Here is an 18,477-nt window from a genome sequence, read left to right on the forward strand (position 1 = left end):
CGAGCCGAACCTTTTCAGGCGGACCGGTTTGCCGCGCATGCGATAATCGCGTCCCCTCCGCACGCCGCAGCCCATGACCCGCACCGCGCTCGTCACCACCGCCCTGCCCTATGCCAATGGCCCCCTGCACCTGGGCCACCTGGTCGGCTACATCCAGGCCGACATCTGGGTCCGCGCGCGCCGCCTGCGCGGCGACACGGCCTGGTTCGTGTGCGCCGACGACACCCACGGCACCCCGATCATGCTGGCGGCGGAAAAGGCCGGGGTGACGCCCGAAGCCTTCATCGCCAGCGTCCAGGCCTCGCACGAACGCGATTTCGCCGCCTTCGGCGTGGCCTTCGACCATTACGACTCGACCCATTCGTCCGCCAACCGCGAGCTGACCGAAATCTTCTACGCCCGGCTCGAAGCCGGTGGCCACATCGCCCGCCGCAGCGTCGCCCAGTTCTACGATCCGGAAAAAGGCATGTTCCTGCCGGACCGCTACATCAAGGGCATCTGCCCCAACTGCGGCACCCCCGACCAGTACGGCGACAACTGCGAGAACTGCGGCGCGACCTACGCGCCGACCGACCTGAAGGAACCGAAGTCGGTGCTCTCCGGAGCCACCCCCGAGCTGCGCGATTCGGAGCATCATTTCTTCGAGGTCGGGCGCTTCGAATCCTTCCTGCGCGAGTGGATGGCCGGCGACGTGGCCCTGCCCGGGGTCAAGGCCAAGCTGATGGAATGGCTGGATGCCGAGGGCGGCTTGCGCGCCTGGGACATCTCCCGCGATGCGCCGTATTTCGGTTTCGAGATCCCCGGCGCGCCCGGCAAGTATTTCTACGTCTGGCTGGACGCGCCGATCGGCTATCTGAGCAGCTTCAAGAACCTGTGCGCGCGCAACGGCCTGGATTTCGAATCGCACCTGCTCGCCGGCACGCGGACCGAGCTGCACCATTTCATCGGCAAGGACATCGTCAATTTCCACGGCCTGTTCTGGCCGGCGGTGTTGCATGGCGTCGGTTTCCGCTCGCCGACGCGCCTGCACGTCAACGGCTACCTGACCGTGGACGGGGCCAAGATGTCGAAATCGCGCGGCACCTTCGTCATGGCCCGCACCTTCCTCGACGTGGGCCTGGAACCGGAGGCGCTGCGTTATTACTACGCGGCCAAGTCCTCGGGCGGGGTCGACGACCTGGACCTCAACCTCGGCGATTTCATCGCCCGGGTCAACGCCGACCTGGTCGGCAAGTTCGTCAACCTGGCCAGCCGCTGCGCCGGTTTCATCGAGAAACGCTTCGACGGACGGTTGGCTGCCGCATTACCCGAACCCGCGATGTACGACCGCTTCGTGGCCGCGCTGGCGCCGATCCGCGAAGCCTATGAGCGCAACGACCCGGCCGGCGCGATCCGCCAGGCCATGGCCCTGGCCGATGAAGCGAACCGCTACATCGACGACAAAAAGCCCTGGGTCATCGCGAAGGAACTTGATATCAGCCGGGAAGGCGCCGATGCCGAACTGCAGGCCGTGTGCACGCAGGGCCTGAACCTGTTCCGCGTGCTGGTCGCCGCGCTGAAGCCGATCCTGCCGGATACCGCGGTCCAGGCGGAAGCATTCCTCGCCGCCCCGGTGTACGCATGGCAGGACCTCGACGCGCCGTTGCTGGCGCACACGGTCAAGCCCTACCTGCCGCTGTTCACCCGCATCGACCCGAAGAAGATAGACGCCATGACCGAAGCTTCGAAGGACACGATGGGCGCCGCGCCCGCCACCGCCGTAGGAGCGACGTCAGTCGCGAATGCAAAACCGGCAGGCGCAACAGTCGCGACTCACGTCGCTCCTGCGCCTGCAGTCGCGGGCTCGACCATCTCCATCGACGACTTCTCCAAGCTGGACCTGCGCATCGGCAAGGTGCTGGCCTGCGAATTCGTCGAAGGCTCCGACAAGCTGCTGCGCTTCGAGCTGGATGCCGGCGATCTCGGCAAGCGGCAGATCTTCTCGGGCATTCGCGCCAGCTACGGAGAGCCTGAGAAACTGGTCGGCCGCACGGTCGTGTTCATCGCCAACCTGGCGCCGCGCAAGATGCGCTTCGGCACCAGCGAAGGCATGATCCTGTCCGCCGGTTTCGACGGTGGCGCGCTGGCCCTGCTGGACGCCGACAGCGCGGCGGAACCGGGTATGCCGGTCCGGTGATTGCCGGACCGCGGAACGCCACCGACCTGGCGTTGTTCGATTTCGACCACACCATCACCGACGCCGACAGCTTCGGCCGCTTCATCCGCGACCTCGCCACGCCACGACAATTGGCTATGGCGAAGTGGACGGCCGGCCCCTGGCTGGCCGGCTACCGGTTGGGCCTGGTGTCGGCCCGGCGACTGCGGGAACGGGTACTGAAGCTCGCTTTCCGCGGCCGCGGCGAAGCGGAGATCCGCGAGTACGGCGCCCGTCACGCGCAGGAGGTGCTGCCCGGCCTGCTGCGCCCGGAGATGATGCAACGCATCGCCTGGCACCGGGAGCGCGGCGATACCGTGGTCCTGGTTTCCGCTTCGCTCGATGTCTACCTGCAGCCGTGGTGCGAACGCCATGGCCTGGAACTGATCTGCAACCGGCTGGAAGCGCGCAACGGTGTGCTCACCGGCCGCTACCGCGACGGCGACTGTGGCCCGCGCAAGGCGCGGCTGATCCGCGCACGCTACGATGTCGGCGCCTATCCGCAAGTCCACGCCTACGGCGACAGCCGCGAGGACCTGGACATGCTGGCGCTGGCCCAGCAGCGCTGGTACCGCGGTCGCCAGGTCGCCTGAAACCACCACCTCCCGCGCCACGGCGCGATGCACGGCCCCGATGCCAACGATGCAAGACCCCGCCGACAACCTGACCGAACGCCTGGATCGCGTACTGCCGCAGACCCAGTGCGGCCAGTGCGGATTCGAAGGCTGCCGCCCGTATGCCCAAGCGATGGCAAGCGGACAAGCGCAAGTGGACCGTTGCCCGCCTGGTGGCGACGCTGGCGCGCGCGCGCTGGCGCGGATCCTCGGTGTCGCGCCCCTGCCCTACGACCGCAACCGCGGCCAGCACAAACCTGCGCAGATCGCGCTGATCGTGGAAGCCGACTGCATCGGCTGCACCAAGTGCATCCAGGCCTGCCCGGTCGATGCCATCGTCGGCGGCGCCAAGCACATGCATGTGGTCATCGAGCCGCTGTGCACCGGTTGCGAGCTGTGCCTGCCGGCCTGCCCGGTGGATTGCATCGTGATGGTGTGACCAGACGACCGGAAACGGATTACCGCACCGTCATCCCATGTGGGAGCGCCCATGGGCGCGAGCTCTTGGCTTTCCGCGATCGGATCGAAGGGCTCGCGCCCATGGGCGCTCCTACAAGGGAGCCGCGCATGCCGAGCAGATGCGCTCGACCTTGTAGCCTTTCGCGCGCAGCTTCTCGACCACGCCGTCCGGACCCAGCAGGTGCAACGCACCCACCACCACCAGGGTGTCGTCGGTGCCGGGCCGGGTGAGGCGTTGTTCGATCTTCGGCACCCATGCGTCGTTGCGGGCCACGTTGATCCGCTGGTACAGACGCGGGTATTCCTTCTTCATTTCCACGCCCATGTCCTCCCACAGCAACCGGGCATCGCCTGCGCGCCATGCCTTGTGCAGCCTGGCGGTTTCGGCGCTGCCTTCCTTGGCCTCGGTCAGCGCTTCGGTCAGGAACTGGACCTGCTCCTCCTTGCCCATGCCATCGAGGAACGCGATCTGTTCGGCGCCGGTTTCCAGCCCTGCGGTCGGCTTCTTCGCCTGCGTGGCGCGCTCCGCGAAGTGGGAATCCAGCCCCAGCTTGGGATCCAGGCCCTGCCTGGTCATTTCCACGATGCTGATCATCAAACCCGCGAACCAGGGCTCGAACCTCTGCATGACCTGCGCGGTCACTCCGGTTTTCTGCAGTTCGGCGTCGTTGCCGGCCAGCCACTCTCCAAGCATCGCCGCCGTCGCCGGCGGCAGTTCGCTGTCGAGCGTGCTGCCGTCGGTGCGCAGCGCCGCCTGGCCCATCTGCATGCCCAGGGCGGGCGACGCCATCTCTTCCGGGGTCATTTCGAAGACCAGCGATTCCGCATCCGCGAATGCCGCGTCCACGTCCTTCGACAATGGATAGTCGGCCGGCTTCAGCAGGTGGAACGAGCCCAGCAGGTAAACCGAATTATCCGCATCGGACACCTTCCACAACAACGGCACCGGCGGTTGCGAGAGCGCGGGCTTCGGCGAATCGGCATTGACCGCGAAGGCGGACATCGCCAGCAAGGACAGCAGCAGCGGCTTGAACGAACGCTTGAAAGAGCGGGAACGCATAGTGATCCTTGTCATGGGGCTGCGGCAGTGTGGGCGTAGGCTTTTTCGCCGGCATCGATGGCCAGGTCCAGCCGGTTCTCGGGTGGCGGCAGCGGACAGGTGGCGAATGGCGTGAACGCGCACGGCGGGTTGTAGGCGCGATTGAAATCCAGCACTACCCTGCCCTGCGCATCCGGACCCGGCGTATCCATGAAACGGCCGGCCGCATAACTGCCGTGACCGCTGGTGCGGTCGGCGAACACCAGGAACAGTTCGTCGCTGCCAGGCTCCCCCATGGCCTCGATGCGGTAGGTCTTGCCGTCACGCACGAACTCGACCGCGCCGGGATTGGGCGCATCGCTGGTGGTGCCGATGATGTCGACGATGGGCATGGTCTTGCCTGGCGGATGCGGCACGAACTTGCCCGCGATCTTCCAGCCGGGATCCGCGGGCCAGTACTCCAGGCCGGCGAACCGCAACCGGGTCGACGCGTCCGCGTGCTTGATCCGCAAACCGTAGCGCTCGCCACGCTTGATCACGCCGAGCACGCCCTTGCCTTCATCGAAACCGATCAGGCTGGGAGCTTCGTCGCGGTCGGTCTTCAGCTCGACCCGCCCCTTCAGCGGCTCGCCATCGAGGGTCAGGGCGACGCCGCGTTCGGGGGTGAAGAAGATGCGTCCGTCGCGCTGTTCCAGCAGGCCCATCTTCGGCGGGCCCACGGCCAGGCGGATGCCGCTGTCGGCGCCACTACCGAGGTAATGGGCCTTGAGTTCCAGCCAGTGCAGGCCGACCAGGCTGGTCCAGCCATCAGGCTCGAGCAATTCTTCCTTGCGTTGCGCGCGCCAGGCCGCATCCTCGGCGAGGAAATTCACATCGATCGCGGCTTTCGCGCCCTGCTCCTGCTCGCCATCGCGATCGCAGGCCGCCAGCGGCAACAGCAACAGCGCGGCCAGCGCAACACCGATGAACTTCCCCATCTTCTAACGTCCCCTCATGAACCAGCGATCGATTTCAGCCAGGGAAAAACGCGCCCAGGTCGGCCGCCCGTGGTTGCATTGGCCCGAGCGCTCGGTGATTTCCATCTCGCGCAGCAGCGCATTCATTTCCGGAAGGGTCAGGCGACGGTTGGCCCGCACCGCGCCATGGCAGGCCATGGTCGAAAGCAGTTCGTCGCGCGCGGCGGCGACGCGCAAGGTCTCGCCATGCTCGCGCAGGTCGGTCAGCACGTCGCGCAACAGGCCTTCTGGTTCGGCTTGCGCCAGCAACGCCGGCACGCTGCGTACGCTCAACGACTGCGGCCCGCTGCGGGTCACGTCGAAGCCCAGCGAAGCGAGCGTTTCGGCCTCGCGTTCGGCGACCTCCGCCTCGCGCTCGGCCACCGCCAGGGTCAGCGGCACCAGCAAGGGTTGCGAATGCAGGCCGATGCCGTCATGCGCGGACTTGAGTTTCTCGTAGCCGATGCGTTCGTGCGCTGCGTGCATGTCGACCACGATCAGGCCATCGGCGTTCTCGGCCAGGATGTAGATCCCATGCAGTTGCGCGACCGCATAGCCCAATGGCGGAATCGCGGCATCGCTGCTCGCCGGCAACGGCTGTTGCTGCGACTGCGCGGAGAATCCTTGTGTGGAACCGGCCTGCGTGGAGCCTGCTTGCATGGAACCGGCAGACTGCGCATAGAGCGCTGTATATGCAGCCGGAGCCTCGCCCAGGCCCAGGCCTTGCGGCGACTGCCGCGCATAGGCCCAGGATTGCGGCGAACCGGGCGAAGCAGTGGCCTGCGGATAGCGTGCGTTGTCCGCGGCGCCCTGGGTCGCCGCCGCGATCGCACCGGCACGGGTTTCCGCCAACGCATCCTGCAGGGTGCGATAGACGAAATCGTGGACCAGCCGCGTGTCGCGGAAACGTACCTCGTGCTTGGCCGGATGCACGTTGACATCGACGCGCAGCGGATCGATTTCCAGGAACAGCACGTAAGCCGGCTGGCGTCCATGGAAGAGCACGTCCTGGTAGGCCATCTTCACCGCATGGGCGATGTTGCGGTCGCGTACCGCGCGGCCGTTGACGTACAGATATTGCTGGTCGGCGCTGGCGCGCGAATAGCTCGGCAAGGCGATCCAGCCATGCAGGCGCAGGCCGGCCGCGCCGTGCTCGACGCGCAGCGCCTGGCGGGCGAAATCCTCGCCCAGGGTTTCGTTGAGGCGCAGCGACGCGTCCAGCAGGTCGGGCTTGTAGCGGCGCGAGGGACGGCCGTTGTGGCTGACCCGCAGCTCCACATCCGGCCGCGCCAGCGCCAGCGAACGCAGCCATTCCTCGATGTGGCCGAGCTCGGTGCGTTCGGCGCGCAGGAACTTGCGCCGCGCCGGCACGTTGTAGAACAGCTCGCGCACTTCCACTGTGGTTCCCGGCGGCTGCGACTTGGGCGTCACTTCGCCGAGCCGGCCGCCTTCGACCTGCAAGGCCGCGCCATGCGCATCACCGGCGCGGCGCGAGGACAGCGAGAAGCGGCTGACCGAAGCGATCGAAGGCAGCGCCTCGCCACGGAAGCCCAGCGTGGCCACCGATTCCAGGTCGTCCAGCGAAGCGATCTTGCTGGTGGCGTGGCGGGATACGGCCAGCGGCAACTGTTCGGCGGCGATGCCGCCGCCATCGTCGCGGATCCGGATCAGGCGGATGCCGCCTTCCTCCAGGTCGATGTCGATGCGCAGGGCGCCGGCGTCCAGCGCGTTCTCGACCAGTTCCTTGACCACGGATGCAGGACGTTCGACGACCTCGCCCGCGGCAATCTGGTTGATGAGGGTGTCGGGGAGTTGGCGGATCTGCACTGGGGTCTGTTGACGGCGCGGTGCGCCGTCGGGGGAAACCAGCCGTGATGATAGCCGAGGGCTGGCGCCTACGGCGCGCCGCCGTTGCCGTTGCCGGTGGCGACGGCGGCCACTTCGATGGCGCGCGCGCGCGCGGCGAACAGCGTGCCCGGCGGCGGCTGGCGGGTGAAGTAGGTCTGCACGCCATCCAGGACCGCGCCGGCGACCTTGCGCTGGTAGGCCGGGTCGATCAGGCGACGCTCTTCTTCGGCATTGGAGATGAAGGCGGTCTCCACCAGCATCGCCGGCATGTCCGAAGTGCGCAGCACGGCGAAATTGGCCCGCTCGATATTCGGCTTGTGGTTGTTGCCGACGCGCTTGAGGCCGTCCAGCACGTGGTTGGCGGCGTCTTCGGAGGCCTTCATGTGGCCGCTCTGGGCCAGGTCCAGCAACACCGACGACAAGGTGTTGTCGACCTGCTGCAGGCGCACGCCGCCGACCAGGTCGGAGGAGTTTTCCTTGTCCGCCAGCCAGCGCGCGCGCTGCGAGGAAGCGCCCCGCAGCGACAGCACGTAGACCGAGGACCCGCGCGCGCTGCGGTTTTCCGCCGCATCGGCGTGGATGGAGACGAACATGTCCGCCTTGTTCGCCCGCGCCTTGCGCGCGCGCTGCGGCAAGGGAATGAAGTAGTCGCCGTCGCGCACCAGGTAGGCCTTCATGCCCGGGGTGGCGTTGACCTGGCGGGCCAGCTCGCGCGCGACCGCGAGGACCACGTCCTTCTCGCGCTTGCCGGTCGGGCCCTGCGCGCCCGGATCCTGGCCGCCGTGGCCGGCATCGATGGCGATGACCAGCGGGCGCATGCCGCTGCGCATCGGCAGCTGCGTCATGGGCCTGTCGGGTGCGGGCTTGTCGGGCGCGGATGCCGCGCTGGCCGGAACCGCTTCGTCCACCTCGGTGGTCGCCGGCCTGGCGGGCGTCGGCACGCCGGTGGCGATGGTGTACTGGGCCGGGGCCGGCGGACTCGATCCGGTCTGCGCCGCTCCTGCGGTGGATGCGCCTGCACCGGCTGCGGAAGCCACCGGCATGCCGGTGGTCTGGCCATTGAGGATGGCCTGCGGTGAAAGTTGCGAAGTGGTCGCCGGCGGTTTGGCCGTAGCCTGCCGCACCACGGCCGAAGCCAGAGCGGCGGTGGCACGCGCGGCGGACCCGGTGTCGGGCGGCGCTGAAGTTGTAGGCGCTGGGTCAGCAGGCGGCGAAGCGACGATAGGCGATTCCGCAGCCTTCGCCGGACCGTCGCCCGGCCACTCCAGGACCAGCCGCGAACCGGTGGCCAAGGGTTCCATGCGCGGCTTCAACACTACGACCGGGGAAGCGAGGTCGAACACGATGCGGAACGTGTCCGGAGTCGGCTGGCCGGTGCGCACCGATTTGACGATGCCTGCGCCGGCGGGAAGTTTCAGCCCGCGGACGGCGCTGGAAGCAGGCAGGTCTACCACCAGCCGATCCGGGCCGGCCAGGGAAATGGTCTTGTACTCGCCCTTGCCTTCCAGCTGGATCTCGGCACGGGTGCCGGTGGCGCCGAGATCGACGCTGACGCTGCGGACTTCGCCAGCGGAAACCGGAAACGCGGCCGCCAGGGCGAGCGCGAGGCCCACCATGCTGCTTCCGAAACGGGCGATCCCCATATGCATGCGGCGGATTCAAGCAGCATCGACCAATAAATGCAACTACTTTTTCCTTAATAATCCGTGACCTGCCGGAACTTCCTACACAGGTTGGACAGCTAGGTCCGCCAAGTCGCTGCGCGCACCCAGCTCGGCCAGCCAGTGCCGGCCGATATCCGATCGGGCTTGCAGGCGGGCGCTGCGCCCGCTGCCCGTCATCCCCAATTCCACCCGCAAATCGGCTGCCGGCAAGGCGGAACCCGCCCGCTCCGGCCATTCCACCAGCCACAGCGTGGCGATCGCATCGTCCAACCCCAGGAAATCCAGTTCCCCGGCATCGCCGATACGGTAAAGATCGAGATGCCACGCCTCTCCCGCGGGAATCGGATAGCGCTCGACCAGGGTGTAGGTGGGGCTGCGGATGGCGCCCTCGACTCCGAGTGCACGCAACAGGGCGCGTGCAAGCGTGGATTTCCCTGCGCCAAGATCGCCTTGCAGATGCACGACCGCCTGCGGCGGTCGCGTCGCCGCAAGCGCGCGTCCCAGGGTTTCGGTCATGCCGGTATCGGCCAGTTGCAGCAACATCACTCCAGCGCCTCCGGATTGGCGAAACGGCGCAGATGCGGAAACAGATCCGACGGCAACAGCCCACGCTCGCCAGCGCCCGCCGCCGCATCGCCTGCCAGCGAATGCATCAGCGCGCCCGCGCTTGCCGCATCGAACGCGGACATGCCGCTCGCACGCAGTGCCACGATCACGCCGGTAAGCACGTCGCCCATGCCGCCCACGGCCATGCCGGGATTGCCGGCGTCGATCACCCGCGGAATTTCGCCCGGTGCGGCGATGATCGTGCCCGCGCCTTTCAACACCGTCGCCGCGCCGTAGCGTTGCGCGATTTCACGCGCGGCGGCGAAACGATCGCGCTGCACACTGGCGTTGTCGATGCCGAGCAGGCGCGCGGCTTCGCCCGGATGCGGCGTGAGGATCGCATCGGCGAGAGTGCACGGTTGTGCAGCGATCAGGTTGAGCGCATCGGCATCGATTACCAGCGGCTTGCCCGACGCCAGCGCGAGTCGCAACATCGCTCGCGCCCACTCGCCCTGCCCCAGGCCGGGTCCGATCGCGACCGCATCGGCCTGCGCCAGCAACGGCTGCAGGTCCTCGCCGGATTCGACCGCGCGCGCCATCGCTTCCGGGCGCCGCGCGAGGATCATCGGCACGTGGCTTTCGCGCGTGGCCACGCTCAACAATCCGGCGCCACTGCGCAAGGCGGCTTCCGCGCACAACGCGATCGCGCCGCCATGGCCGTGGTCGCCGCCGATGCACAGCGCGCGGCCTGATTCGCCCTTGTGGGTGTTGCGCCGTCGCGGCAGCAGCCAGCGCGACAGCGCGTCGCCGGTCAACAGCGTTGCGCAGGGAATGGCCGAGTCGAAGGTTTCCTCCGCTACGTCGAGTCCGTCCAGCCCGAGCATGCCGACGTGCTCCAGCGCATCTCCGCTGTACAGGCCCGCGTGCCGGGCGATGAACTGCAGCGTCGCAGTCGCGCGCACCACCTTGCCCGGCGCCGAGCCCAGGTCAGAATCCAGGCCGCTGGGGACATCCAGCGAGAATACCGGCGCAACCTGCATGTTGATCGCGTCGATCAACGCAGCCGTTGATTCGTCCACGGCGCGCGACAGTCCGATGCCGAACAGCGCGTCCACCACCACGTCGCCTTGCGGCAATGCTTCGGGGAAGAGTCCGATGCGTCCGCCGGAAGATACGTACTCGGTGCAGGCGCGCTGGGCCAGCGGCGTGCGCGGCACGTGTTCGGCAAGATGCAGTACGCCGACCTTGCGCCCGGAACGATGCGCCAGTCGCGCCAGCACGTAGCCGTCGCCGCCGTTGTTGCCGGGACCGCAGACCACGGTGATGCGCTGGGCGGAGGGCCAGTGCTGCAGCAGGTGCTGCCAGGCGGCCTGCCCCGCCCGCTGCATCAGCACGTAACCATCGCCGCCCAGCAGCGCGGTGGCGCGCCGGTCCAGTGCGCGCGCGGCGCTGCGGTCGAACAGGGGCAGGAAACCGTACATGGCATGGATTCTATACTTCGCCCATGTCCTCGCCCTCCCAAGCCATGTCCGACGCCCTGCCCGACCCGGCCGCATTCGCGCGAAAGGTGCGCCTGCTGTCGCGCGAGCTGGGCTTCCAGCGCTGCGGCATCAGCGGGATCGAACTGGGCGCGGACGAAGGACACCTGCGCGACTGGCTGGCCAAGGGCCTGTATGGCTCGATGCGGTGGATGGCACGGCACGGCGACAAGCGCTCGCGCCCGCAGGAACTGATTCCCGGGACCTTGCGGGTGATCTCGGTCGGGCTGGATTACGGTCGCAACGACGGCGAGCAGGCCTGGGCCACGCTGGCCGATGGCGAACGCGCCTATGTCGCCCGCTATGCGCTGGGGCGCGACTACCACAAGCTGATGCGGCAACGCCTGCAGAAACTCGCCGAGCGCATCCAGCAGGAAATCGGGCCGTTCGGCCATCGCGTGTTCGTCGATTCGGCGCCGGTGCTGGAACGCGCCCTGGCGCGCAACGCAGGACTGGGATGGATCGGCAAGCACACCTGCCTGATCGACAAGGATGGCGGCTCGTGGTTCTTCCTGGGCGAGATCTACGTCGACCTGCCGCTGCCCATCGACGCACCAGCCAGCGCGCATTGCGGCACCTGCATGAAGTGCATCGACATCTGCCCGACCCAGGCCATCGTCGCGCCTTACCGGCTGGATGCGCGGCGCTGTATTTCCTATCTGACCATCGAACACGAAGGCTCGATCCCCGAGGAACTTCGCCCGGCGATCGGCAACCGCATCTTCGGTTGCGACGATTGCCAGCTGGTCTGCCCCTGGAACAAGTTCGCCAAGCGCACCGACGAACCCGACTTCCGCGCCCGCAACGGTCTCGATGTCGCCACGCTGCCGCAATTGTTCGCGTGGACGGAAGACGAATTCCTCAGCCGCAGCGAAGGCTCGGCGATCCGCCGCAGCGGCCATGAGCGATGGTTGCGGAATATCGCGGTGGCGCTGGGCAACGCGCCCGGCACGCCGGAAGTGCTTACATCGCTGGCGTTACGGCGCGAGCACGAATCGGATGTCGTGCGCGAGCATGTGGCATGGGCGCTGCAGCGCCACGAGAAATGACCGTAGGAGCGCCCCTTGGGCGCGAGCTCTTCGTTACGTCTTCGAAATCCCGACGAAGAGCTCGCGCCCAAGGGGCGCTCCTACGGGTCAATCGCGCGCCTTCAATTCCGCGAGCAAAACCCGGGTCACCGGATCGCTGGCCTGCGCGTCGCCACGCAATGCCGGCAACAACCCGTTCGCCAACTGCTTGCCCAGCTCCACGCCGAACTGGTCGAAGGCGTTGATGCCCCACAGCACCGATTGCGCGTACACGCTGTGCTCGTACATGGCGATCAATCCGCCCAGCGAGTGCGGGGTCAACGCATCCAGCAGGATCAGCGTGCTCGGCCGCCCGCCCGCATAGGCGCGGTGCGGATCGTCATTGGATTGGCCATTGGCCAGCGCCTCGGCCTGGGCGAACAGGTTGGACATCAGGGCCTGGTGGTTCTCCGCATACGGATCGTCGTTGCGGATCGTGCCGACCAGGTCCAGCGGCACGATGCCGGTGCCCTGGTGCAGCGCCTGGAAGAAGCTGTGCTGCACGTCGGTGCCCGCGCCGCCCCACCACACCGGCACCGTGTCGCCGTCGACCGGGCTGCCGTCCAGTTTGACCGACTTGCCCAGGCTCTCCATCACCAGTTGCTGCAGGTAGGCCGGCAACAGGGCCAGGCGCTGGTCGTAGGTCATCACTCCGTGCGCGGCATGGCCCAGCGCATTGCGGTTCCACACCGCGGTCAGCGCGTGGCGGACGGAGATGTTCGTTTCCAGAGACGAATTCAATACGTGCGCATCGAATTCCGACGCTCCGGCCAGCAGTTCCTCGAAACCCTCGAAACCGATCGCCAGCGCGATCGGCAGTCCCACCGCCGACCACAGCGAATAACGCCCGCCGACCCAGTCCCACATCGGCAGCACGCGTTCGGATGCGATGTCGAAGGCGGCGGCGGCGCGCTGCGGATTGGCGCTGACCGCGTACAGGCGCCCGCTGCCGCCCAGCCAATCGCGGAGGATGCCGCCGTTGAGCAGGGTTTCCTGGGTACCGAAAGTCTTCGAGATCAGGATCGCGGCGGTGCGCGCCGGATTCAACGACGCCAGCGTGCGCTGCGCGGCGGCACCGTCCACATTGGACAGGAAATGCACGCGGAAGCGGCCCCAGGCAGGATCGCGCAGCGCATCGACCACCAGCCGCGGACCCAGGTCGGAGCCGCCGATGCCGACGCTGACGATATCGGTGATGTCGCTGGCTTGCAGTTGCACGATCAATGCCGCCATGCGCTCGCGCACCGCACTGGCGGTCGCATAGGCTTCGCGCGCGGCCGCAGCGCCCGAATGATTGCCGCGCAAGGCGGTGTGCAGTGCCGCGCGGCCTTCGGTGACGTTGACTTCCGCGCCGTCGAACAGGCGCCGGAATGCCTCCGGCATCGCCTGCGCACGCGCCATCGCCAGCAACGCGTCCAGCGCCTCGCGATCGTAGGACTGGCGCGCGAAATTGAAATACAGCGGCCCTTCGCGCAAGGCGAAATCGGTGGCGCGTGCCGGATCGCCGGCGAGCAATGCGGCGATCTTCATGCCGCGCAGCCGCGAGGCGTGCGAGCGCAGCGCGGCGAAGTCCGCCCCGGCGCTCATGCGGCCTGCTTGGGAATGGAATGGTTGGTGTGGGTCAGCTTGTTGTCGCGATCCACGTAGACCAGAGTTGGCTTGAACGCGGCCGCTTCCTGTTCGCTCATGCCGGCGAAGGCGGCGATGATCACCAGGTCGCCGACCTGGACATGGCGGGCGGCGCCGCCATTGAGGGAAACGATGCCGCTGCCCTCGTCCGCGCGGATCGCATAAGTGCTGAAGCGGCTGCCGTTGGTGACGTCCCAGACGTGCACCTGCTCGAACTCGCGGATGCCGCTGGTATCCAGCAGCAGGCCGTCGATGGCGATGGAGCCTTCGTAGTTGAGTTCGGAATGGGTGACGGTGGCGCGATGGATCTTGGTTTTCAGCAGGCTCAGTTGCATGGCGGGTGACGGGCGTGGGTGGGGACCCGAAGTCTAACAGCCGATCAAATCCCATGGTTTTCGTAGGAGCGGGCCTTGCCCGCGATGCTCTTGCGCGCTCTGGCCGAAGGGCATCGCGGGCAAGGCCCGCTCCTACGCTCCGAAGGAAGTCCCCTTGGGGGACAAAAGCAGGGTCACCACTCCAGGTTGTCGATCAACCGGGTCTTGCCCAGCTTGGCTGCGATCAGCGCGACTTTCGCGCCTGCCTCGCCTTCGTCCGGCTGCCCCAGATCGGGGCGTCTGACCACAGCGTAATCGACCGCGAAACCCGCTTCGGTCAATCGCCGCGAGGCCTCGGCCTCGACCGTACCGCGCGACCGGCCGGCGACGATGCCGTCGCGCATCGCCAGCAGCGTGCGCCGGATCTCCGCCGCCGCCGGACGCTCGTCGGCGCCCAGGTACTGGTTGCGCGAACTCATCGCCAGGCCGTCGCTCTCGCGCACGATGCCGCCGCCCAGGATCTCGATGGGAAAGGCCAGGTCGGTCACCATCTGCCGGATCACCGCCAGTTGCTGGAAATCCTTTTTGCCGAATGCGGCCACGTCCGGCTGCACCTGGTTGAACAGGCGCGTGACCACCGTGCACACGCCATCGAAATGGCCGGGACGGTGCGCGCCCTCGAGCACTTCACTGATGCCCGGCACATTGATGCTGGCGGCCAGATCGACGCCGAACGGATACATCGATTCCACAGTAGGCAGCCACAGGGCATCGCAGCCGGCGCCTTCAAGACCAGTCGTGTCCGCTTCCGGCGTGCGCGGATAGCGGGTGAAGTCCTCGTTGGGTCCGAACTGGGTCGGGTTGACGAACACGCTGGAGACCACCCGGTCGGCGTATTGCCGGGCCAGCATCACCAGCGAGTAATGGCCGGCGTGCAGGTTGCCCATGGTCGGCACGAAGCCGACCCTCAGGCCTTCGCGCTTCCAGCCATTGACCCGCGCGCGCAGCGCGTCGAGTTCGGTGATGGTTTCGATCATTGCGCGTCCCTATGCGGAGCGGTGGCGTCAGTAGGAGTGTTCGGCGTCGGGGAAGGAGCCATCGCGCACCGCCGCCGCGTAGGCGGAAATCGCGCCGGCGATGGAGCCGCCATCGGCGAGGAAATCCTTGACGAACTTCGGCTTGCGGTGGCCGGTATCGATACCGAGGAAGTCGTGCAATACCAGCACCTGGCCATCGCAGTCCGGGCCGGCGCCGATGCCGATGGTGGGAATGGCGATGGCCGCGGTGATCGCGGCGGCCAGCGACGACGGCACGCATTCCAGCACCAGCATCGAGGCGCCGGCGTCGGCGACGGCCTGCGCCTCGGCGCGCAGCCTGGCAGCGGCGGCTTCATCGCGTCCTTGTACCTTGTAGCCGCCGAACTTCAGCACCGATTGCGGGGTCAGGCCCAGGTGCGCGCAGACCGGAATGTCGCGCTCGGCCAGGAAGCGGATCACTTCCAGCTTGTGGCCCGCGCCTTCCAGCTTGACCATTTCCGCACCGGCCTGGAGCAGGACGATCGACGCCTGCAGGGCGCGCTCCGGGGTGGCGTCGGACTGGAACGGCAGGTCGGCGATCAGCATCGCCCGCGACAGTCCGCGGGCGACCGCGGTGGTGTGGTAGGCGATGTGCTCGATGGTGACCGGCAGGGTCGAATCGCGTCCCTGCACCACCATGCCCAGCGAATCGCCGATCAGGACCAGGTCCACGCCATTGTCGTCGACCACCCGGGCGAAGCTGTAGTCGTAGGCGGTCAGCATCACCAGCTTGCGGCCATCGCGCTTGGCCAGCGCCAGCTGCGGCAGGGTCCATTTGCTGATTTCGGCGTGTGTGCTCATGGATCGATTATCCCTCTAATGCTTCGATGGCCGACGTTTCCAGGCGGGACAGCGCGTCCCGCGCGGAACCTTGTCCGGGGATCAGGATATCCGCTGCGATCTCGAGCAAGGGCACCAGGGCGAAGGCGCGCTCGTGCAGGTGCGGATGCGGCAAGCGCAGACCAGGCTGGTCGACGACGGCGTCGCCATGCAGCAGCAGGTCCAGGTCCAGGGTGCGCGGACCCCAGCGCGGCCCGCCGGTGCGTTCGCGACCGCACTCGCGTTCGATCCGCAGCAGCTCATCGAGCAATTCGCGCGGATCCAGGCGGGTTTCCAGCGCAACCACGCCATTGATGAAGTCGGGTTGCTGCTCCAGCCCCCAGGCCGGGGTCCGGTACAGGCCCGAGGCGCGCAGCAGGCGGGTTCCGGGCAGGCGCGACAACGCGTCCGTCGCCGTGCGCAAGGTCGCGGCGACCTCGCCCAGGTTGCCACCCAGGCCGACGAAGGCGACAACGGGAACAGTCATTCCGCGGCGGGCGCGGCGCTGCCGGAGCGGCGCCGGCGACGGCGGCGTTTCGGCGCGGCCGCAGGATCTTCCCCGGGCTGCTCTTCGCCGACCTCTCCATCACCGGCATCTCCTTCACCGGTATCCAGGCCCCGTGGAGGCGCGACACCAAGGGCCGCGGACAGCTCTTCGCTGGACTGCGTCTGCGCCGCGCGCCAGAACGCCACATCCTCGGCGTGCTCGCTGGAAGCGGTGAGCCGCAGCAGCAGGAAATCGTAGGCGGCGCGGAACCGCGGATGCGCGAGCAGGCGCATCACCCGCTTGCGCTGGCGCGTGGCGAAACGCGACTGCAGCAGCCAGATTTCCTGCATCGGCAGCGAGAAGCGGCGCGGCAGCGCGACCGTGCCCAACTGGTGCAGGGTCACCCGGTCGGCGGCGCGACGTTGCGCCTCCTCGGCATTGACGCCCTGCGCCTGCAGTCCGATCAGGGCGCGGCAATACGCCGGCCACAGCAGCAGCGCGAACAGGAACGCCGGCGACACCGGTTCGTCGTTGGCGACCCGCGCATCGGTGCCGCGCAGGCCTTCCAGCAGCATGTTGCGCAACGCGCCGCTGCGGTTGGAAGCGAGCGCGGCCGCCGTCTCCGGCAGGATCGACGGCAGCAGGCCGTAACGTTCCAGGCCCTCGAAGCTGGCCACCGCATTGCCGGACAGGAACAATTTCAGCAGTTCCTCGAACAACCGCGCCGGGGCGGCTTCGGACAACAGCGGGGCCAGGCGCGGGATCGGTTCGGCGGAAGCGGCATCGATCCCGAAACCCAGCTTGCCGGCCAGCCGCACCGCGCGCAGCATCCGCACCGGATCCTCGCGATAGCGCTGCTCGGGGTCGCCGATCAGCTTCATCTTGCGCGCCTGCACGTCCTCGAAACCGCCGACGTAGTCGCGTACCGAGAAATCCTCGACCGCGTAATACAGCGCATTGGCGGTGAAGTCGCGGCGCACCGCGTCGTCCTCGATGGTGCCGTAGACGTTGTCGCGGACCAGGCGCCCGCCTTCGTGGGTTTCGCGGTCGCCACTGCCATCGTCGACATTGGCGCGGAAAGTGGCGACCTCGATGATCTCGCGCCCGAACACCACGTGGGCCAGGCGGAAGCGCCGGCCGATCAGGCGGCTGTTGCGGAACAGCGCCTTGACCTGCTCCGGGGTGGCGTCGGTGGCCACGTCGAAATCCTTCGGATGGCCGCCGACCAGCAGGTCGCGCACCGCGCCGCCGACGAGATAGCCGGCGAAGCCGGCATCGCGCAACCGGTACAGGACGCGCAAGGCATTGGGACTGATGTCCCGGCGCGAGATGGTGTGCTGGTCGCGCGGGATGACGCGCAGGGTGACGGCGGGAGTGGTGGCTTGCGACGTAATGATGGCGGTCCGTGTCGAAGAGGGAGATCGGGATAGGAAAACAGGAACGGGATCTGGAGGGTTGCAGGCCCGATTCGCGCCTGGCCGGCATTTGCCGCAGGTGCCGGCTGGCGAATATACTAGTCCGTCACGACGCTGCTTACCAAAAGCTCCCTTCGTCTAACGGTTAGGACGTGGCCCTCTCAAGGCTAAAATAGGGATTCGAATTCCCTAGGGAGCACCATACCCCGCCTGCGCAGGCCCCGTGGCCGCCAGGATTTCCAGCAAGGCCCGGCCCTCGAAAGCCGGGCCTTTGTTGTATCTGTCGATCGAATCCCCCGTAGGAGCGCCCCTTGGGCGCGATGCTTTTCGATCAGATCGCGCAAGAGCATCGCGGGCAAGGCCCGCTCCTACGGCAGCATCGTGCGCGGTGATCTAAACTATCGGCGCCTACACACCCGGAACCGGACCATGCCCTTCGTCGTCACCGAGAACTGCATCAAGTGCAAGTACACCGACTGCGTCGAGGTGTGCCCGGTGGACTGTTTCCACGAAGGCCCCAACTTCCTGGTGATCGACCCGGACGAATGCATCGACTGCACCCTGTGCGAGCCGGAATGCCCGATCAACGCGATCTATCCCGAGGACGACGTACCCGCCGGCCAGGAAGGCTACCTGGCCTTGAACGCGGAGTTGTCCAAGGTCTGGCCGGTGATCACCGTGCGCAAGGATGCCCCCGCCGACGCCAAGGACTGGGAAGGCAAGCCGGACAAGCTGCCGCTGCTGGAGCGCTGAGCCTCCGGCCCGACCCGTAG

17 protein-coding genes and 1 tRNA gene are annotated in these 18,477 nt (G+C 67.4%); 6 read left to right on the forward strand and 12 right to left on the reverse strand.

Features of this window, described 5'->3' with window-relative positions; translation table 11 throughout:
• The first annotated feature begins 73 nt into the window (after nt 1–73).
• Genes metG through rnfB form a run of 3 tightly spaced genes read left to right on the forward strand, consistent with a single transcriptional unit; the run spans nt 74 to nt 3,247 of the window.
• The gene (gene metG, locus CSC74_RS04490; protein WP_162313190.1) at nt 74–2,176 is read left to right on the forward strand and encodes a methionine--tRNA ligase; all 2,103 of its coding nucleotides are present in this window, start codon (nt 74–76) and stop codon (nt 2,174–2,176) included.
• Nucleotides 2,176–2,787 (forward strand): HAD family hydrolase, encoded by a 612-nt coding sequence (locus CSC74_RS04495; protein WP_246193005.1) that lies wholly within the window; start codon nt 2,176–2,178, stop codon nt 2,785–2,787. Before metG ends, CSC74_RS04495 begins: the two co-directional genes overlap by 1 nt.
• 40 nt (nt 2,788–2,827) lie before the next feature.
• Nucleotides 2,828–3,247 carry an Rnf electron transport complex subunit RnfB gene (gene rnfB, locus CSC74_RS04500; protein ID WP_425501412.1) on the forward strand — a complete coding sequence of 140 codons (420 nt, stop codon included), beginning with the start codon at nt 2,828–2,830 and terminating at the stop codon, nt 3,245–3,247.
• Nucleotides 3,248–3,358: 111 nt separating this feature from the next.
• Here rnfB and CSC74_RS04505 read toward each other — a convergent pair whose 3' ends face one another.
• The 6 genes from CSC74_RS04505 to CSC74_RS04530 all read right to left on the reverse strand — a co-directional run bounded on the left by CSC74_RS04505 (nt 3,359) and on the right by CSC74_RS04530 (nt 10,840).
• Nucleotides 3,359–4,327, reverse strand: a complete 969-nt coding sequence (locus CSC74_RS04505; RefSeq protein ID WP_162313192.1) for a TraB/GumN family protein — start codon at nt 4,325–4,327, stop codon at nt 3,359–3,361.
• Nucleotides 4,328–4,338: 11 nt separating this feature from the next.
• Nucleotides 4,339–5,283, reverse strand: a complete 945-nt coding sequence (locus CSC74_RS04510; protein ID WP_162313193.1) for a DUF1684 domain-containing protein — start codon at nt 5,281–5,283, stop codon at nt 4,339–4,341.
• Between the two features lie 3 nt (nt 5,284–5,286).
• Entirely contained in the window at nt 5,287–7,128 is a 1,842-nt protein-coding gene (gene mutL / locus CSC74_RS04515) for a DNA mismatch repair endonuclease MutL (protein WP_162313194.1), read from the reverse strand.
• A 68-nt stretch (nt 7,129–7,196) separates the two neighbouring features.
• The gene (locus CSC74_RS04520; RefSeq protein ID WP_162313195.1) at nt 7,197–8,798 is read right to left on the reverse strand and encodes an N-acetylmuramoyl-L-alanine amidase; all 1,602 of its coding nucleotides are present in this window, start codon (nt 8,796–8,798) and stop codon (nt 7,197–7,199) included.
• A 75-nt stretch (nt 8,799–8,873) separates the two neighbouring features.
• On the reverse strand, nt 8,874–9,356 hold the full coding sequence (gene tsaE, locus CSC74_RS04525) for a tRNA (adenosine(37)-N6)-threonylcarbamoyltransferase complex ATPase subunit type 1 TsaE (protein WP_162313196.1): 483 nt from the start codon (nt 9,354–9,356) through the stop codon (nt 8,874–8,876).
• Complete coding sequence (locus CSC74_RS04530; protein ID WP_162313197.1) at nt 9,356–10,840, reverse strand: NAD(P)H-hydrate dehydratase; 1,485 nt, start codon at nt 10,838–10,840, stop codon at nt 9,356–9,358. Before CSC74_RS04530 ends, tsaE begins: the two co-directional genes overlap by 1 nt.
• Before the next feature lie 44 nt (nt 10,841–10,884).
• On the opposite strand from CSC74_RS04530, the gene queG reads away from it, so the two are divergent.
• Nucleotides 10,885–11,946 carry a tRNA epoxyqueuosine(34) reductase QueG gene (queG, locus tag CSC74_RS04535; protein ID WP_162313716.1) on the forward strand — a complete coding sequence of 354 codons (1,062 nt, stop codon included), beginning with the start codon at nt 10,885–10,887 and terminating at the stop codon, nt 11,944–11,946.
• 87 nt (nt 11,947–12,033) lie between these two features.
• On the opposite strand, the gene pgi is transcribed toward queG, so the two are convergent.
• The 6 genes from pgi to pcnB form a co-directional block, all read right to left on the reverse strand.
• Complete coding sequence (pgi, locus tag CSC74_RS04540) at nt 12,034–13,551, reverse strand: glucose-6-phosphate isomerase (protein ID WP_162313198.1); 1,518 nt, start codon at nt 13,549–13,551, stop codon at nt 12,034–12,036.
• Nucleotides 13,548–13,928: an aspartate 1-decarboxylase gene (panD, locus tag CSC74_RS04545; protein ID WP_162313199.1), complete on the reverse strand. Its 381-nt coding sequence runs from the start codon at nt 13,926–13,928 to the stop codon at nt 13,548–13,550. Before panD ends, pgi begins: the two co-directional genes overlap by 4 nt.
• Nucleotides 13,929–14,101: 173 nt before the next feature.
• Nucleotides 14,102–14,944 carry a pantoate--beta-alanine ligase gene (panC, locus tag CSC74_RS04550; protein ID WP_162313200.1) on the reverse strand — a complete coding sequence of 281 codons (843 nt, stop codon included), beginning with the start codon at nt 14,942–14,944 and terminating at the stop codon, nt 14,102–14,104.
• A 27-nt stretch (nt 14,945–14,971) separates the two neighbouring features.
• On the reverse strand, nt 14,972–15,784 hold the full coding sequence (panB, locus tag CSC74_RS04555) for a 3-methyl-2-oxobutanoate hydroxymethyltransferase (protein WP_162313201.1): 813 nt from the start codon (nt 15,782–15,784) through the stop codon (nt 14,972–14,974).
• A 7-nt stretch (nt 15,785–15,791) separates the two neighbouring features.
• The gene (gene folK / locus CSC74_RS04560) at nt 15,792–16,289 is read right to left on the reverse strand and encodes a 2-amino-4-hydroxy-6-hydroxymethyldihydropteridine diphosphokinase (RefSeq protein ID WP_162313202.1); all 498 of its coding nucleotides are present in this window, start codon (nt 16,287–16,289) and stop codon (nt 15,792–15,794) included.
• Nucleotides 16,286–17,686, reverse strand: coding sequence for a polynucleotide adenylyltransferase PcnB (gene pcnB / locus CSC74_RS04565; RefSeq protein WP_162313717.1), 1,401 nt, complete (start codon nt 17,684–17,686; stop codon nt 16,286–16,288). The genes folK and pcnB overlap by 4 nt, the downstream gene beginning before the upstream one ends.
• 145 nt (nt 17,687–17,831) lie before the next feature.
• On the opposite strand from pcnB, the gene CSC74_RS04570 reads away from it, so the two are divergent.
• Both CSC74_RS04570 and fdxA read left to right on the forward strand, forming a co-directional pair.
• Nucleotides 17,832–17,906, forward strand: a tRNA-Glu gene (locus CSC74_RS04570).
• Nucleotides 17,907–18,133: 227 nt separating this feature from the next.
• Nucleotides 18,134–18,457 (forward strand): ferredoxin FdxA, encoded by a 324-nt coding sequence (gene fdxA, locus CSC74_RS04575; RefSeq protein ID WP_162313203.1) that lies wholly within the window; start codon nt 18,134–18,136, stop codon nt 18,455–18,457.
• The last annotated feature ends 20 nt before the right edge of the window (nt 18,458–18,477 follow it).

It is taken from the genome of Pseudoxanthomonas yeongjuensis (assembly GCF_010093345.1).
GTDB classification, from domain to species: Bacteria; Pseudomonadota; Gammaproteobacteria; order Xanthomonadales; family Xanthomonadaceae; genus Pseudoxanthomonas_A; species Pseudoxanthomonas_A yeongjuensis.

Excerpts from the sequence above, each read along its gene's own strand:
- metG (WP_162313190.1), top strand. The coding sequence starts at position 74 with ATGACCCGCACCGCGCTCGTCACCACCGCCCTGCCCTATGCCAATGGC.
- rnfB (WP_425501412.1), top strand. The coding sequence starts at position 2,828 with ATGCCAACGATGCAAGACCCCGCCGACAACCTGACCGAACGCCTGGAT.
- CSC74_RS04505 (WP_162313192.1), bottom strand. The coding sequence starts at position 4,327 with ATGCGTTCCCGCTCTTTCAAGCGTTCGTTCAAGCCGCTGCTGCTGTCC.
- CSC74_RS04510 (WP_162313193.1), bottom strand. The coding sequence starts at position 5,283 with ATGGGGAAGTTCATCGGTGTTGCGCTGGCCGCGCTGTTGCTGTTGCCG.
- CSC74_RS04520 (WP_162313195.1), bottom strand. The coding sequence starts at position 8,798 with ATGCATATGGGGATCGCCCGTTTCGGAAGCAGCATGGTGGGCCTCGCG.
- tsaE (WP_162313196.1), bottom strand. The coding sequence starts at position 9,356 with ATGTTGCTGCAACTGGCCGATACCGGCATGACCGAAACCCTGGGACGC.
- CSC74_RS04530 (WP_162313197.1), bottom strand. The coding sequence starts at position 10,840 with ATGTACGGTTTCCTGCCCCTGTTCGACCGCAGCGCCGCGCGCGCACTG.
- queG (WP_162313716.1), top strand. The coding sequence starts at position 10,885 with ATGTCCGACGCCCTGCCCGACCCGGCCGCATTCGCGCGAAAGGTGCGC.
- pgi (WP_162313198.1), bottom strand. The coding sequence starts at position 13,551 with ATGAGCGCCGGGGCGGACTTCGCCGCGCTGCGCTCGCACGCCTCGCGG.
- panD (WP_162313199.1), bottom strand. The coding sequence starts at position 13,928 with ATGCAACTGAGCCTGCTGAAAACCAAGATCCATCGCGCCACCGTCACC.
- panC (WP_162313200.1), bottom strand. The coding sequence starts at position 14,944 with ATGATCGAAACCATCACCGAACTCGACGCGCTGCGCGCGCGGGTCAAT.
- panB (WP_162313201.1), bottom strand. The coding sequence starts at position 15,784 with ATGAGCACACACGCCGAAATCAGCAAATGGACCCTGCCGCAGCTGGCG.
- folK (WP_162313202.1), bottom strand. The coding sequence starts at position 16,289 with ATGACTGTTCCCGTTGTCGCCTTCGTCGGCCTGGGTGGCAACCTGGGC.
- fdxA (WP_162313203.1), top strand. The coding sequence starts at position 18,134 with ATGCCCTTCGTCGTCACCGAGAACTGCATCAAGTGCAAGTACACCGAC.